Origin of the sequence: Mycobacterium shinjukuense, from assembly GCF_010730055.1 — a bacterium.
GTDB classification, from domain to species: Bacteria; Actinomycetota; Actinomycetes; order Mycobacteriales; family Mycobacteriaceae; genus Mycobacterium; species Mycobacterium shinjukuense.
On sequence record NZ_AP022575.1, the window covers coordinates 285,781 to 300,334 of the forward strand.

A 14,554-nucleotide genomic window follows, 5' to 3' on the forward strand; every position below is an offset into this window, starting at 1 on the left:
GTTTCATGCACCCTCGGGGTTTTGTGAGCCGGCCGGTCGGTCACGAGTGGGAATAGTACAGGGACTCGGCCTCGGCGGGTGGAATGCGTCCGAGGCGGTGCATCAGGCGCTGCTGGTTATACCAGGCGATGTAGTCGGCGGTGATGTACTCGACCTCGCTCAGGGTGCTCAGCGGGCCGCGGCGAAACGGGGAGTCCTGTCTCACCTAACCCTGGCGCACAGGGATGTCCTTTGCGATGTCTTTGTTTGCACTCTGACCGGACTTGAGCTCACGCTTGATTTCAAGCAGATGATTCTCTTCGATCAGCCCATTGCTGATCGCCGATTCGAGGTCCGGCAGCGTCGTAGGTCGCCATCTGGCGCTTGGTTGTGTCATGAGCCCTCGGCGGGGTCCAGACTAAGCCTGAATCCGTGGATGGGCGATTTCGTGATGGCGTGGATGCGGTTGCCCTGATCTGGGGCCGAGTGTGGCGTGACGGGGCATGTGTGATCCGCTGGCCGGTACCAGCTTTCCTTTGGGGTTTCTCGGGTCGGGCCTGGGATGGCGGGGTGGAAGGGGCTAGTCGGTGGGGTCAGGCGGCGCGGGGTTGGGCGGTCGGGTAGCAGGAGCCGATGACTTTGTCCTACAGGGGTTTTCAACCCGGTTTGCCAGGGCCAGTGGGCGGGCAGGTGCAGCATTGGTTTGCGGGCCGGGGCGGCGAAGCGGGCGGGCACGTTGACCAGGTCGCGGCGTAGGGTGGCGCCGCGGGCCATGGTGTGGTGGCCGCGGGCGAGGGTCCCGGCGGCGCGCAGCAGGTTATGGGCGATCACCGTGCAGGCCAGCCAGGCGCAGTTGGCCGCGAACAGCCCCGACGGGATGTGCGCCAGCGGGCCGTCGATCATGTCAGCGAAAGTGGTTTCGATGATGGCGTGGCGGCGGTGGGTGATATCGGCCTCGGCGACCGGCAGGGTGGAGTTGGTGACAAACGGGTGATAACGCCACACCGGAAACAGCGCGTCGGGGTAGCGGGTGTCTTTGACCCGGCGCACCACCAGCCGCACGGTCAGCGTGCGGTGCCGGCCCGGGCGCAGGCTGTAGGGGGTCTCGGCGGCCTAGGCATCGGAGATCAGCGCCCCGGTGTCGGGGTCAGTGACCGCGCCCGGGTAGTGCACCGGGATCCAGGCGGCCTCGTCGATGGACTCGATCGCGGAGCTGATGCGCTTGTTGCGGCTGACCGACAGGGAGAACTCGACGCCTCGCTGAGTGCAGGTGGTGATCACTTTCTTGGTGCCAAACATGGAGTCGCCGCGCACCATGATCGGCGCGTCCGGGTTGATCGCTTTCGCGGTGGTGATCGCCTGCTTGAGCTGGGACGCGGCACCGCGCCCGGAGGCGGCTTTGCCGCTGCGTAGCTGCGCCTCGGCGATCACCGGCGGGGCGGTCGCCGTGGAGATGGTGGTGATCTGCGGGGACAGGCCCAGCCGCAGCAGCGCGCGGCCGGCGATCTTGGCATGCCCGCACGAGGCGCCCTGTTTGGCCTTGCCGTAGACCGGGCGCAGCAGCGAGTCGATGTCCAAGAACATCTGCTCGTCGGCGCCAGCCAGCAGCGGGGTGCTGTCTACGGCCGGGTTTCGCGCTGGCGCGTCAGGCGAGTTGACGGCGCCGGAGAGGAGCGCAGCAAGAGCTTCCAGCGCAAACCTGACGCGCAGACCTACCTCAACGGGCTGACCGCCGATGCGCAGCGCGGGGAATACGTCGATCCACGCAGGAGCGCCGAGACATTCGGATTCGGTGGCCGAGCAGTGGTTCGCTACGAAGCAGCACCGCAAGCCCAAAACTGTCGCGGGCTATCGCTCCCTGCTGGACACCGTGGTCCTTCCCAAATGGGCGGGCGTGCCACTGAAGCGTATTGGCTATGCGTCGTATTCGACCTGGCTGGGGGGATTGTCGGTGGACGGCTCCCGCACGGTCTGAGGCACACTACGGCCTCACTGGCGATCAGCGCAGGCGCTAACGTCAAGGTCGTGCAACGGCTCCTTGGACACGCAACAGCGGCGATGACGCTCGACCGATACGGCCATCTGCTCAACGACGATCTGAGTGGCGTGGCCGATGCGCTGGGTAAGGCCATCGAGAGCACCGCGGTATCACTGCGGTATTTGTAGCCGGAGGCAGACCCGGAGCCAGCCACGAAATAGGCTCTGGCCTGCAAAGCCCCCATAGCCCAATTGGCAGAGGCAGCGGACTTAAAATCCGCCCAGTGTCGGTTCGAGTCCGACTGGGGGCACCGAAAGGGCGCCGGTGAGGGACCGTTTCTGAAGGGCGGCTCGGCCACCGGTCCGGGCGTGCCGAGCCTGTCCACCGCCTCGCCGGCGGACACCGGCGAATCCGGCGGGTACGGCGGTTGCCGCGTTTTCACCTTGCTCAGGAAAGGATTCCCGCGGGCGTACCGTGGGAGGTGTCAACGCCGACCGAAGGGGTTTCCGATGGCGGTAGTGCTGCGTCCCGGCGACACCAATGACCTGGTTCGGCTGCTGCAGGCTCGGCTCAATCGCGACTATCCGCTGTACTCCAACCTCGTGGTCGACGGCAGCTACGGACCGCGCACCACCGCCGTCGTCCGGGAGTTCCAACGACGCGCCGGGCTGGTTGTCGACGGCATCGCCGGGCCGCAGACCCTGGGTCGCCTCGGGTTGAACTTCGAACAACCGGCGCCGCTGCCGACGGCCCTGCCGTTCTTCTACTGCGCCTCCGGCACCTGGCAAACACCCTTTGTGGGTCCGCAGTTCGATGTCGGCTGGCGGCTCGAACAGCTGGGCCGGGTCCGCAACCAGCCGGTCGGATACCCGGCCGCCGGCTTCCTGTACCCCAACCCGTTCCTGAGCTACAACGAATCGGTCGCGCTTGGCGTGGCCGAACTCATGCGGCTCATCCTCATGAACGCCGGCAAGTTCTACCTCAGCGGATACAGCCAGGGCGCCGAGGTGGTGGTGCGCACACTGCGGCTGATGCTGCCCGGCCAGCCGCTGGCGCATCGCGCGGGTGACCTCATCACCGTCATTCAGTTCGGCAGCCCCTGCCGTCCGCCTGGGCCGACCCGGGTTGGCAACAACCCGCCGGGGGCTGGAATCGCGGGCTTCTATACGCCCGAGCAGTTCCGTTCGCGCACCTACGATTTCGTGTTGGACGGTGACATGTACGCGACCACCACCGAGGACACGCTGCTGCATCTTGGCTACCAGGCGCTCACCCCCCTGGAGCTAGACCTGCCGTTCGCGCTGAAGATCCTCAGCCTGATCCAGAGCAATGAGTTCCTGGGCCTGCTAAACCTCGCCAACACGGCCGAGACGTTCGTGAAGGTGATCAGAACGGCGATCGTCGTCGGCGACTTCGTGATTCGCAACCCGCACATCCACTATCACGACTGGCCCAGCTTCACCGGGCAAACGGCCGTCGAGCGCGCGGTGCAGATCGTCGCGACGGCGGCTGCGGCCGCCTGACCGCGGCCGATCGGTTGGCCCGCAGATCATTACTCGACGGGGTTCGGCGCGTGCAGTGTGATATTTACCTCGTGCTTTTCCGGAATAGTAAGAATTTCTTATTTGGTGGCGGCGTAAAGCGACGTGTCGGGCATTGGTTGACGGCACTGAAAATGCCAGGTGAACAGCCATCTTGGCGGCTTGCTGTCAACTGCCTGATGAAATGCTGAACAATGGCTGTTCGGGCAGCACCTGAGTTCGTAAGGTGACCTAGGTAACAATGGCCGATTCGGAATTCATTGGCACCGGAATTCGGCCGCTAGACTCGTGTCAACACGGTCATCACAGCGCATGTGGCGCTGCAATCCCATTCCGGGCCGGCATGTGTCCCACGGAGCCGTCACGACGCCTGTCGCCCGCGTGCAGGTTCGACGACAACAGCAAAGGCGGTGCCCAGGTGAGCTCGGAGAAAGATGTGAACGGCCACAAGCCCGGCAGCGATGGTCACAACGGCCGGGGTATCCAGGTCTTCGAGCCCGACACCGTGGAAATTTCGGTAGCACGCGGTCCGATCAGCGGCGTTGCTATCAGCCCCGACGGCAGCCGACTGCTGGTGGCCAACTACGGCGACCACAGCGTGTCGGTCATCAGCACCGACACCTGCCGGGTCATGCACACCATCACCGGCCTCGGCGAACCGTTCGCGATCGCGATGGGCGGTGCGCACGCCGACCGCGCATACGTCAGCACCGTGTCGCCGGCGTACGACTCGATCGGCGTCATCGACATATCCACCAACACGGTTGTCGCCAGCCATCCGGTGGCCCTCAGCGTGACCGACCTGACCGTCAGCCTGGACGGAAAGTACGTCTACGCCAGTCGAATTGGCGTTCGCGGCGCCGACGTCGCGGTGCTGGACACCGCCACCGACCGGGTCGAGGTGGTCGACATCGCCCAGGCGCCGGGCATCACCCCGACGTGCGTGCGCGTCAGCTCCGACGGAAGTCGCCTCTATGTGGGCGCCAACGGCCCGTCCGGCGGCCGGGTCGTCGTGATCGCAACCTGCCCGCAGACCCGCTCGCGCTGGCGTCGCAAGGGCTCCCCATCCCGGGGCACAAAGGCGCGGACGGGCCCGCGCGTCCTCGCCGCCATCGACATCGGTGCCGCCGTCCGCGACATCGCGCTCAGCCCCGACGGCGCCATCGCCTACGTCGCCAGCTGCGGCGCCGACTTAGGTGCGGTGGTCGACGTCATCGACACTCGCACCAACAAGATCACCGACACCCGCAAGATCGGCGAGATCGGCGGCCTGGTCACCCGGTTGACCGTCAGCGGCCACACCGAGCGCGCCTACCTGGTCAGCGAGGATCGCGTCACGGTGCTGGGCACGCAGACCCCGGACGTCATCGGCACGATCCGGACCAACCAGCCGTCGTGCGTGGTCGAAAGCCCGGACGGGAGCTACCTTTACATCGCCGACCTCACCGGCACCGTCACCAGGACATCGGTGGTCTCGTCCCCGGCGTCCGATGCTCAGGCGCTGCAGCGCGCCGGGTCGGTCGGGTGGAGCATGCCCGAGCCACTGCAGTACGAGCCGGCGCTGGCCTAACGGTTCTTCAGGGGGTAACCCGTTTCTGATGGGTTGCGGCGGGGATAGCATTCGCGCGACGAGGACATCAGGCGGTGCTGCGCCGAGACCGGTAAGGCGGTACATCCATGTACGGCACGATGCAGGAATTCCCGCTGACGGTCACCGCGATCATGCGGCATGGCTGCGGCGTTCACGGGTTACGCACGGTCACCACCGCGACCGGCGACGGATATCGCCAGACCTCCTACCGCGAGCTGGGTGAACGGGCCGCCCAGCTGGCAAACGCGTTGCGCCGCCTCGGCGTTGCCGGCGATCAACGGGTCGCCACGTTCATGTGGAACAACGCCGAACACCTGGCAAGCTACCTTGCGGTTCCCTGCATGGGCGCGGTGCTGCACACCCTCAACATCCGGCTGTTCGCCGAGCAGATCGCCTACGTCGCCAACGAGGCCGAGGACCGGGTGATCCTGGTCGACCTGTCACTGGCCGGGCTGCTGGCGCCGGTGTTGCCGGACCTGGACACCGTGCACACCGTGATCGCGGTGGGCCAGGGTGATACCGCGGCGCTGCAGGAATCGGGCAAGACGGTGGTTGGCTACCGCGAGCTGATCGACGGCGAGCCCACCGAGTTCGACTGGCCGCGGATCGACGAAACCGCCGCGGCCGCGATGTGCTACACCAGCGGGACCACCGGAAACCCCAAAGGCGTTGTCTATAGCCATCGGTCGAGTTTTCTGCACACCATGGCGGCGTGTACCACCAATGGGATTGGGGTCGGGTCCAGCGACCGGGTGCTGCCGATCGTGCCGATGTTTCATGCCAATGCGTGGGGGCTGCCGTATGCGGCGCTGATGGCGGGAGCCGATTTGGTGCTGCCGGACCGGCATCTGGATGCCGCATCGCTGATCCACATGGTGGAAACCCTGCGGCCCACGCTGGCGGGCGCGGTGCCGACCATCTGGAATGACGTCTTGCATCAGCTGGAGAAGGATCCCGACCACGACATGTCGTCGCTGCGTCTGGTCGCCTGCGGCGGCTCGGCCGTTCCGGTGTCGCTGATGCGCACCTTCGAAGAGAAGCACGGCGTGCGGATCCGCCAGCTGTGGGGGATGACGGAAACGTCGCCGCTGGCAACCATGGCCTGGCCGCCGCCGGGAACCCCCGACGACCAGCACTGGGCGTTTCGCGGGACCCAGGGGCAACCGGTCTGTGGCGTGGAAGTCCGCATCGTCGACGACGACGGCCGGGTGCTGCCCAACGACGGCGTCGCGGTGGGCGAGCTGGAGGTTCGTGGGCCGTGGATCGCCGGTGCCTACTACCGCGGACGCGACCCGTCCAAGTTCGACTCCGGTTGGCTGCGCACGGGTGACGTCGGCCGCATCGATGAGCGAGGCTTCGTCACCCTGACCGACCGCGCCAAGGATGTCATCAAATCCGGCGGCGAATGGATCTCCTCGGTCGAATTGGAGAACTGCCTCATGGCGCACCCAGAAGTGCTCGAGGCCGCGGTCGTCGGGGTTCCCGACGAGCGCTGGCAGGAACGGCCGCTGGCCGTCGTGGTGGTTCGCGAGGACGCCGCCGTCAACGCCGGCGAACTGCGTAGGTTCCTGGCGGACAAGGTGGTTCGCTGGTGGTTACCCGAACGGTGGGCGTTTGCCGACGAGATTCCGCGCACCAGTGTGGGCAAGTACGACAAGAAGGCCATCCGCGCTTGGTATGCCCAGGGCCGCTACCAGGTCGTCGAGGCGCGCGATTAGGCGCGAGCAGACGCAAAAGCCCCCAAATTCGACACGAAATGGGGGCTTTTGCGTCTGCTCGCGGGTAGAAAGGGGGCCATGACGCTGAGGGTCGTGCAATGGGCAACCGGGTCGGTCGGGGTGGCCGCGATCAAGGGTGTGTTGGCGCATCCCGACCTCGAACTCGTCGGCTGCTGGGTGTATTCGGAGGCCAAGAACGGCAAGGACGTCGGCGAGCTCATCGGCACCTCCCCGTTGGGGGTGATCGCCACCAACAGCATCGACGACGTGCTCGCCCTCGATGCCGACGCGGTGATCTACGCGCCGTTGATGCCCAGCGTCGACGAGGTCGCCGCGCTGTTGCGCTCGGGCAAGAACGTCGTCACCCCGCTGGGCTGGTTCTACCCGAGCGAGAAGGAGGCCGCCCCGCTGGAGGTCGCCGCCCAAGCGGGCAACGCCACCCTGCACGGCGCCGGCATCGGGCCGGGGGCGGTGACCGAGTTGTTCCCGTTACTGCTGTCGGTGATGTCCACCGGGGTGACTTTCGTTCGCTCCGAAGAGTTTTCAGACCTGCGCAGTTACCGGGCGCCGGACGTGCTGCGGTATGTGATGGGCTTCGGGGGCACCCCGGACAGCGCGCTGACCGGGCCGATGCAAAAACTGCTCAACGGCGGGTTCAGCCAGTCGGTCAGGCTCTGCGTCGACCGGCTGGGGTTTGCCGCCGAACCCGAGATCCGAGCGTCGCAAGAGGTCGCCGTTGCCACCGCGCCGATCGACTCGCCGATCGGGGTGATCGAACCCGGGCAGGTGGCCGGGCGCCGTTTCCACTGGGAGGCACTGGTGGGCGACAAGGTGGTCGTCGAGATCTCGGTGAACTGGTTGATGGGAACCGAAAACCTTGATCCCCCTTGGTCGTTCGGGCCTGCGGGGGAGCGCTACGAGATCGAGGTGCGTGGAAACCCGGACACCTTTGTCACCATCAAGGGATGGCAGCCGCCGAGCGTGCAGGCCGGACTGGAGAGCAATCCTGGCATCGTTGCGACGGCGGCGCACTGCGTCAACGCCGTGCCCGCAACCTGCGCGGCGCCGGCGGGCATCCAAAGCTTCTTCGACCTGCCGCTGATCACCGGGCGGGCGGCGCCCGGGCTGGGCCGTTGACGGCGGGGTGATCGGCGCGGCTACAGTTCTTACGGCTCTGCCGCATCGGTCCACCCGATCCCGACCCGGCCGGGATCCCGACGCAGGATGGGTTCAATGGCCAAATCGGTCGTCGTCGCGCAATCGCGAGCAATCCCGGTGACCGTCGAGGATGCGTACGGTGGCACGCTGCCGATTTCGCTGCCGGTCATCTGTTCCCACTGGTATGGACCGATCCCCCCGATCAAGGAGGTGCGCGATCAAACAGGGGATTGGGATGCCGCGGGCCAGACCCGGGTGATCGCGATGGTCGGTGGCGGCAGCGTGCGCGAGACGCTGACCGACGTTGACCCGCCACGGTCGTTCGGCTACACGCTCTCCGACATCAAGGGACCCTTGGCCCCGCTGGTCGCCTCGGTGGAGGGCAGGTGGAGCTTCGCTCCCGCCGGCACCGGAACGACGGTGACCTGGCAGTGGACCATTCATCCGAAGTCGGCCATCGTCGCGCCGGTGCTGCCGCTGTTCGGCCGGATGTGGAAGGGCTACGCGCGCGGGGTGCTGGAGAAGCTGTCCGCGCAGCTGGTGGGCTGAACGCCGGCTGACAAGCTGGGACGTGGGACAACCAAACGCGCGCTGCCGCGTCCGGTCGGCGATCGTCGGGCGTCAGCAGGGCCGCCGCGAGGCTACCGCCGTCGCGCGGGTGCGCGGTGTCTGATCAACGCTCGATCGCGGGAGGGGCGGGCCGGTCGAGTTCGAGGGCATCCAAGGCACGCGTTGCCAGCGCCCGGCCGACGGCGATCACCTCCACCGCCCGGTGGAACTCCAGGCTTCGGCACGTCGAGCGCGGCACCTCGATGAGCAGGTCGGCCGGGTAGGCCGCCATCGTATGGCGTGCCAGCGCGGACTGGGCGATGTCGATCGTCCGGTTCATCACCTCGAAGCTGCCCATCTTGGGCAGTCCGGGGGCGCCATCGGGTTCCTGCCGGTCGGGCGGGGGCTCCTCGATCGCCCCGATCGCGGGGGCTTCCGCCCAGGAGTCCGACTCCGGGGCCGTCGCGCCCAGCCGGCTCAACAACGCCCGCGCCGTCGGCCGGTCCAGCAGCGACCGGGCGACGCTGGCGTCGAACAGCGCAGAGGTGCTGCGCACCATGCGGTTCAACCACTCGACGGTGACCCCCGGCTCGGAGTCGCGGGGCGGGCCGGCGTCACCGCCGTTGAGGCTCACCGCGATCGTCAGGTCGGCGTTGACCCCGGCGATCGGTGCCATCGGCAGCGGATCCAGGATGCCGCCGTCGGCGAGTAGGCGTCCGTCCACCTCGTGCGGGGCGATCACACCCGGTATGGCGATGGACGCCCGAATGGCCGCGTCGAGGGGCCCGCGCTGAAACCACACCGACTTGCCCGCCAACAGGTCGGTCGCCACCGCCGTGTAGGGGATGGGCAGTTGTTCGATGCTGACCGGGCCGACGATGTCGCGCACCGCGTCCAAGATCTTCTCCGCCCGCAGCACGCCGGCCGCGGTGATCGACGGATCCAGCAGGCGCAGGATGGTGCGCTGCGTCAGCGACTTCGCCCAGTCGGCCAGCTCGTCGAGGCGGCCGGCCGCTTGCACACCACCGACCACGGCACCCATCGACGAGCCGGCGATCCCGACGATCTCGTAGCCACGCTCCCGCAGCGCCTGGATCACCCCGATGTGGGCGTAACCCCGGGCCCCGCCGCTGCCCAGCGCCAACGCGACGCGAGTCGCTTTCGACCCCCGCGCGCGCAACGGTACCGGTCCGGGCATGCCTTCATTCTGCGCGGCGCGAAACCCTGACAGCGAACCGGCCGACGGTTTTGATGCACCCCTGATTTCAACTGCCGAGGTCTACCGCAGAGGGGCGTCGACGTGGGTCGTCACGTCGGCTGGGGAGACGCCGGCGACACCCGGCGGCGCTGCGGCTCCGGCTCACGTCGCCAAGCTGTGCAACACTGGCCGCCGTGATGGAGCGCTTCGGATTTTGGGAGTGTTGTCGGCCCTAACCCGCCGCCGCTTGCCCCGTTCGTTCCCCTCATTGGAGTTCTTCCATGGCCATGCCGATTTCCTCGGGACCCACCCGACTTCGGGTGCCCGATCTGCTGCACGCCACCGACCAAGCCGCCGACGACGTGCTCAGCGGACGGTGCGACCACCTGCTGCCCCCCGGCGGTGTCCCGGCAACCGAGCGCTGGTTCACCCGCATCCACGGTGACGACGAGCTGGACATCTGGCTGATCAGCTGGGTCCCCGGCCGGCCGACCGAGCTGCACGACCACGGCGGCTCGCTGGGAGCGCTGACGGTGCTCTCCGGGTCGCTCAACGAATACCGCTGGGACGGCCGGCGGTTGCGGCGCCGTCGGCTCGACGCCGGCGATCAGGCCGGGTTCCCGCTGGGCTGGGTGCACGATGTGGTCTGGGCGCCAAGGCCCGCCCCGGCTGCGGAACCGGTCGCAAGTGCCCCGCCGCCGACCCTGAGCGTGCACGCGTACTCGCCGCCGCTGACCGCCATGTCCTACTACGAGATCACCGAGCACAACACCCTGCGGCGGCGGCGCACCGAGTTGACCGACCAACCCGAACGGCCGGAATGAGCCGAATCGAGCAGGTCCTGGACGCCGCCCGCGCCCGATATGCCCGCCTGCCGGCCGACCTTGTGGCCGAGGCGGTGCGGCGGGGCGCGGTGCTGGTCGACATCCGGCCGCAGGCCCAGCGCGCCGCAGAGGGCGAGGTGCCCGGCGCCCTGGTGATCGAACGCAACGTGCTGGAATGGCGCTGCGACCCGACCAGCGACGCCAAGCTGCCGCAGGCCGTCGGCGACGACGTCGAGTGGGTGATCCTGTGTTCGCAGGGCTACACCTCGAGCCTGGCGGTGGCGGCGCTGCTGGACTTGGGTCTGCACCGGGCCACCGACGTCGTCGGCGGCTATCACGCGCTGGCCGCCGCCGGCGCGCTGGCCGAGTTGAGCCAACTGCTAGCCGGCTGAGCCGCTGCTCCCCGGCGATCCCAGCGGCTTGGCGTTGGCGTGCAACAGCGGCCGCAGCCGCTCGGTCTTCTCCGGTGTCCAGCCCGGCGGCGACAAGACCGCGGCCCAGCCGTCGGCCACGTTGGCGACGTAGCGGTGACCGTGCCCGTCCGGCACATCGACGGCCACCGCCATGTCGGCGGAGACCTGCAGGAACGTCACGACCGGGATCCAGCGCGTTTGCGGCAGCACGTCATAGCCCCGCTTTTCACGCAGCCAGTCCGGTTCCTTGAACAGCAGATCCGGTGTCCACCAGGCGATCGGGTCGGAGGCGTGCTGCAAATACACCACCCGCGGCCTGCCCCAGTGCGCGTCGGGGCGCTGCAAATCCTCGGGGCGGGCGGCGAACCGGACGTTGTGACCGTCGTCGTAGATCGGCAGCCACTCCGGCGAACCGGGATCGCGGGCGGAGGTCAGGTCCTTCCACACGGTGTTGTTGAACGTCGGTCCGCTGAACAACGCGCCGTCGGTGCGGGCAAGGATGTTGTTGAGGTTCATGAACGGCGCCTCGCCGCCGAACGAACCCAGACTCTCGCCGAACACCACGAGCTTGGGGCGCTTGAATTCCGGCATCTGCCGGATCAGCTTGTCGACCGCCTCGAACAGCGCCTGGCCGGCATGGCGGGCGTTCTCCTTGTCCACCAAGAACGACAGCCAGCTGGGCAGAAACGAATACTGCATGCTCACGATCGCGGTGTTGCCGTTGTACATGTACTCCAGCGCCGAGGCTTCGGCCTCGTTGATCCAGCCGGTGCCGGTGGTGGTGGCCACCGCGACGACGGCGCGCTGTAGGCCGCCCGCGCGCTGCAGCTCGCGGGCCGCCAGGTCGGCGGTCGCGGTGATGCCGTTGGCCGAGTTCAACCCGGCGTAGGCGCGGATCGGCTCGATGGCCGGGGCTTCGTTGAACGCGGTGAGCTGGGCGCGGCTGGGCCCGCCCTCGACAAAGATCCGGCCCTGATGACCCAACGACTCCCACGAGACCAGTGATTGCGGGCCACCGGAGCGCAGCGGCGTTTTCGGCGGCGCGGTGTCGGGATCCATCTCGTTGTTGACCGCGGCGAAGGTGCCGTTCATCGAACGCATGGCGAACTTGAGCACCACACCGTTGAGCACCGTGATCGACAGTGTCACCAGCAGGATCAGCACGATGGTCGCCGAGACCCGAAACGGCGCGATCCGATCGACCTGCGCCACCAGGAACCTGAACAACCAGCGGATGAACTGACCGATTTCGACCAACGTGAACAGCACCACGAGCGACACCGCCGCGGCCCACGGGTAGTCGTACCATTCCAGGTGCTCGACGCCCATCAGGTTGCGCACGTCGTCTTGCCAGACGTGGAACCAGACCCCCATGCCGACCATGCCGACCGCGCCTACGGCGATCAGCGGCAGCCACGCCCAGCGTGGCGGCGGGGGGCTGGAATCCCGCGTCCGCATATATCGGACCAGCCACACGGCGAAGACGCCCAGGCCGTAGCCGATGGCCCCGGAAATGCCGCTGATGATTCCCTGGTACAGCGGGCCGCGCGGCAGCAGCGAGGGCGTCATCGACAGCCACAGGAAAGCCAGGCCGACCGCGGTGCCGGTGAAGGTATAGTGGCGAACCCACCACTGGCCGCGGACCGGACGGGGTCTAGTGGTTTCGGCTTCGACGTCAGCGGATTCGGTGGCGGCCGCCGGTTCGTCGGTGGCTTTCGCGGTGCCGAGTTCGCTCATCGGTGGGTGAACTTGGGAGGGCGTTTCTCGATGAACGCCGCCATTCCCTCGGACTGGTCGTCGGTGGCGAACGTCGAATGGAACAGCCGGCGCTCGTAGAGCAGTCCTTCAGACAGGGGGGATTCGAAGGCCCGGTTGACCGCCTCCTTGGCCATCCTCGCCGCCGACCGCGACATCTGCGCAATGGTGGCGGCGACGGCTTTGGCCTCGGTCAGCAGGTCGTCAGCCGGCACCACCCGCGACACCAGTCCGCTTCGTTCGGCCTCGGCCGCGTCGATGGTGCGCCCGGTCAGGATCAGGTCCATCGCCTTGGCCTTGCCGATCGCCCTCGTCAGGCGCTGCGAGCCGCCCATACCCGGCAGCACGCCCAGCTTGATCTCCGGCTGGCCGAACTTGGCCGTGTCGGCGGCGATCACCAGGTCGCACATCATCGCCAGCTCGCAGCCCCCGCCGAGGGCGTGCCCGGCCACCGCGGCGATCGTCGGGGTGCGCACGGCGGCCAGTTCGCCCCAACCGGCGAAGAAGTCCGCGCCGAACGCGTCGGCGAACGTCAGGCCGGCCATTTCCTTGATGTCGGCGCCGGCGGCGAACGCCTTGGCCGATCCGGTGATGATGATCGCCCCGATATCCGGATCGTTGTCCAGTTCGGTTGCCGCGCTGGTGACTTCGGTCATCACCTGGCTGTTGAGCGCGTTCAGTGCCTGCGGCCGGTTCAGTGTGATGATGCCGACCCGCTGCTCGCGCTCGACCAGGATGGTTTCATACCCCATGTGTTGCCTTTCTAGAAACTCAGGTCGTCATCGACCGGCGCGAAGTAGGCTGCGACGTCGGCCGCGCTGATCTCGTCGATGGTCGCCGGCGACCATGTCGGGTTGCGGTCCTTGTCGATCAGTTGCGCGCGGATGCCCTCCACTAAGTCGTGGGAGCGCAGCGACGCCGACGACACCCGATAGTCCTGGATCAGCACGTCCTCCAGGGTGTGCAGTTTGGCGGCGCGCCGCACCGCCTCCAACGTCACCGACAGCGCGATCGGGGAGCGGCTGGCGATGAGCTTGGCGGCGTCGTTGGCCGGTCCGGCGTGATGCGCGCGCAGCGCGGCGACGATATCGGCCATGGTCTCGCCCGAGTAGCACTCGTCGATCCATTCACGTTGTGCGGCAAGCTCGCTCGGCGGCGGTTCGATGGCGTGCTGGGCCAGCGCGCGCTCGAGGCCGTCGGCGGCGATCGCGGCGGTGAACGCGTCGAGTCGATCGTGTGGGACGTAATGGTCGGCGAAGCCCAGCGCGATGGCGTCGGCGCCGGAGAACGGGGCTCCGGTCAGCGCGGCATGTAGCCCCAGCGCCCCGGGCGCACGGGACAGCAGATACGCCCCACCGACGTCGGGGATGAACCCGATGCCGACCTCGGGCATCGCGACCTTGGAGGTGTCGGTCACCACCCGGGTGTTCGCGTGTGCGCTGACGCCGACGCCACCGCCCATCACGATGCCGTCCATCAACGCCACGTACGGCTTGGCGAACCGGCCGATCTGGCCATTGAGCAGATACTCGTGGCGCCAGAACCGGCGCGCTTCGACCCCGTCCCTGCGGGCGCTGTGATAGACCACTACCACATCACCGCCGGCGCACAAGCCGCGTTCCCCGGCTCCGGAGAGCACCACTGTGTGCACCGCGTCGTCGCGTTCCCACTCGGAAAGGACGGCGCTGAGCCGGTCCACCATCGTTTGGTTCAGCGAGTTGATCGCTTGGGGGCGGTTCAGTGTTAGGAAGCCGACGCCATCGTCGACGTCTGTCAGGACCTCGTCGGATTCCCCTGTCAAGCGCTAGCCTCCCCTCTGCCGGAAATTCGTCAGCGGCCCATGAGTTTGA

12 protein-coding genes, 1 tRNA gene and 4 pseudogenes are annotated in these 14,554 nt (G+C 67.6%); 11 read left to right on the plus strand and 6 right to left on the minus strand.

Going from position 1 to position 14,554, the window contains the following annotated elements; all coding sequences use genetic code 11:
- Positions 1-3: 3 nt before the first annotated feature.
- Together G6N20_RS01265 and G6N20_RS01270 are read right to left on the minus strand one after the other, a co-directional pair.
- Positions 4-205, minus strand: a pseudogene (locus tag G6N20_RS01265) (IS3 family transposase); the annotation flags it as partial.
- 443 nt (positions 206-648) lie between these two features.
- Positions 649-1,587 (minus strand): annotated as a pseudogene (locus G6N20_RS01270) (IS1380 family transposase); the annotation flags it as partial.
- Between the two features lie 184 nt (positions 1,588-1,771).
- Between G6N20_RS01270 and G6N20_RS20865 the strand changes: the two are divergent.
- The 9 genes and pseudogenes from G6N20_RS20865 to G6N20_RS20875 form a co-directional block, all read left to right on the plus strand.
- Positions 1,772-1,954 carry a hypothetical protein gene (locus tag G6N20_RS20865; RefSeq protein ID WP_232065564.1) on the plus strand — a complete coding sequence of 61 codons (183 nt, stop codon included), beginning with the start codon at positions 1,772-1,774 and terminating at the stop codon, positions 1,952-1,954.
- Positions 1,939-2,145: pseudogene (locus tag G6N20_RS20870) on the plus strand (tyrosine-type recombinase/integrase); the annotation flags it as partial. The gene G6N20_RS20865 and the pseudogene G6N20_RS20870, both read left to right, overlap by 16 nt.
- A gap of 48 nt (positions 2,146-2,193) precedes the next feature.
- Positions 2,194-2,267: transfer RNA gene (locus G6N20_RS01280), tRNA-Leu, on the plus strand.
- Between the two features lie 199 nt (positions 2,268-2,466).
- Positions 2,467-3,480: a peptidoglycan-binding protein gene (locus G6N20_RS01285; protein WP_083051645.1), complete on the plus strand. Its 1,014-nt coding sequence runs from the start codon at positions 2,467-2,469 to the stop codon at positions 3,478-3,480.
- A 361-nt stretch (positions 3,481-3,841) separates the two neighbouring features.
- Positions 3,842-5,068 carry a YncE family protein gene (locus tag G6N20_RS01290; protein ID WP_083051648.1) on the plus strand — a complete coding sequence of 409 codons (1,227 nt, stop codon included), beginning with the start codon at positions 3,842-3,844 and terminating at the stop codon, positions 5,066-5,068.
- Positions 5,069-5,175: 107 nt separating this feature from the next.
- Positions 5,176-6,807 carry a long-chain fatty acid--CoA ligase gene (locus G6N20_RS01295; protein ID WP_083051651.1) on the plus strand — a complete coding sequence of 544 codons (1,632 nt, stop codon included), beginning with the start codon at positions 5,176-5,178 and terminating at the stop codon, positions 6,805-6,807.
- 78 nt (positions 6,808-6,885) lie between these two features.
- Entirely contained in the window at positions 6,886-7,944 is a 1,059-nt protein-coding gene (locus G6N20_RS01300) for an NAD(P)H-dependent amine dehydrogenase family protein (protein ID WP_083051653.1), read from the plus strand.
- A 96-nt stretch (positions 7,945-8,040) separates the two neighbouring features.
- Entirely contained in the window at positions 8,041-8,514 is a 474-nt protein-coding gene (locus G6N20_RS01305; RefSeq protein WP_083051656.1) for an SRPBCC family protein, read from the plus strand.
- Between the two features lie 43 nt (positions 8,515-8,557).
- Positions 8,558-8,638: pseudogene (locus G6N20_RS20875) on the plus strand (hypothetical protein); the annotation flags it as partial.
- On the opposite strand, the gene G6N20_RS01310 reads toward G6N20_RS20875, so the two are convergent.
- Complete coding sequence (locus tag G6N20_RS01310; RefSeq protein WP_083051659.1) at positions 8,639-9,712, minus strand: patatin family protein; 1,074 nt, start codon at positions 9,710-9,712, stop codon at positions 8,639-8,641.
- Between the two features lie 281 nt (positions 9,713-9,993).
- On the opposite strand from G6N20_RS01310, the gene G6N20_RS01315 reads away from it, so the two are divergent.
- Together G6N20_RS01315 and G6N20_RS01320 are read left to right on the plus strand one after the other, a co-directional pair.
- Complete coding sequence (locus G6N20_RS01315; protein WP_083051662.1) at positions 9,994-10,536, plus strand: cupin domain-containing protein; 543 nt, start codon at positions 9,994-9,996, stop codon at positions 10,534-10,536.
- Positions 10,533-10,928 (plus strand): rhodanese-like domain-containing protein, encoded by a 396-nt coding sequence (locus G6N20_RS01320; RefSeq protein ID WP_083051665.1) that lies wholly within the window; start codon positions 10,533-10,535, stop codon positions 10,926-10,928. The genes G6N20_RS01315 and G6N20_RS01320 overlap by 4 nt, the downstream gene beginning before the upstream one ends.
- Here G6N20_RS01320 and G6N20_RS01325 read toward each other — a convergent pair.
- Genes G6N20_RS01325 through G6N20_RS01335 form a run of 3 tightly spaced genes read right to left on the minus strand, consistent with a single transcriptional unit; the run spans position 10,917 to position 14,505 of the window.
- Complete coding sequence (locus G6N20_RS01325) at positions 10,917-12,686, minus strand: alpha/beta hydrolase (protein WP_083051668.1); 1,770 nt, start codon at positions 12,684-12,686, stop codon at positions 10,917-10,919. The two genes, G6N20_RS01320 and G6N20_RS01325, sit on opposite strands and share 12 nt — an antisense overlap.
- Positions 12,683-13,456, minus strand: coding sequence for an enoyl-CoA hydratase (locus tag G6N20_RS01330; protein ID WP_083051671.1), 774 nt, complete (start codon positions 13,454-13,456; stop codon positions 12,683-12,685). The genes G6N20_RS01325 and G6N20_RS01330 overlap by 4 nt, the downstream gene beginning before the upstream one ends.
- An 11-nt stretch (positions 13,457-13,467) precedes the next feature.
- Entirely contained in the window at positions 13,468-14,505 is a 1,038-nt protein-coding gene (locus tag G6N20_RS01335; protein WP_083051674.1) for an enoyl-CoA hydratase/isomerase family protein, read from the minus strand.
- Positions 14,506-14,554 lie beyond the last annotated feature (49 nt).

Excerpts from the sequence above, each read along its gene's own strand:
- G6N20_RS01310 (WP_083051659.1), bottom strand. The coding sequence starts at position 9,712 with ATGCCCGGACCGGTACCGTTGCGCGCGCGGGGGTCGAAAGCGACTCGC.
- G6N20_RS01290 (WP_083051648.1), top strand. The coding sequence starts at position 3,842 with ATGTGTCCCACGGAGCCGTCACGACGCCTGTCGCCCGCGTGCAGGTTC.
- G6N20_RS01325 (WP_083051668.1), bottom strand. The coding sequence starts at position 12,686 with ATGAGCGAACTCGGCACCGCGAAAGCCACCGACGAACCGGCGGCCGCC.
- G6N20_RS01285 (WP_083051645.1), top strand. The coding sequence starts at position 2,467 with ATGGCGGTAGTGCTGCGTCCCGGCGACACCAATGACCTGGTTCGGCTG.
- G6N20_RS01315 (WP_083051662.1), top strand. The coding sequence starts at position 9,994 with ATGGCCATGCCGATTTCCTCGGGACCCACCCGACTTCGGGTGCCCGAT.
- G6N20_RS01295 (WP_083051651.1), top strand. The coding sequence starts at position 5,176 with ATGTACGGCACGATGCAGGAATTCCCGCTGACGGTCACCGCGATCATG.
- G6N20_RS01300 (WP_083051653.1), top strand. The coding sequence starts at position 6,886 with ATGACGCTGAGGGTCGTGCAATGGGCAACCGGGTCGGTCGGGGTGGCC.
- G6N20_RS01330 (WP_083051671.1), bottom strand. The coding sequence starts at position 13,456 with ATGGGGTATGAAACCATCCTGGTCGAGCGCGAGCAGCGGGTCGGCATC.
- G6N20_RS01320 (WP_083051665.1), top strand. The coding sequence starts at position 10,533 with ATGAGCCGAATCGAGCAGGTCCTGGACGCCGCCCGCGCCCGATATGCC.
- G6N20_RS01305 (WP_083051656.1), top strand. The coding sequence starts at position 8,041 with ATGGCCAAATCGGTCGTCGTCGCGCAATCGCGAGCAATCCCGGTGACC.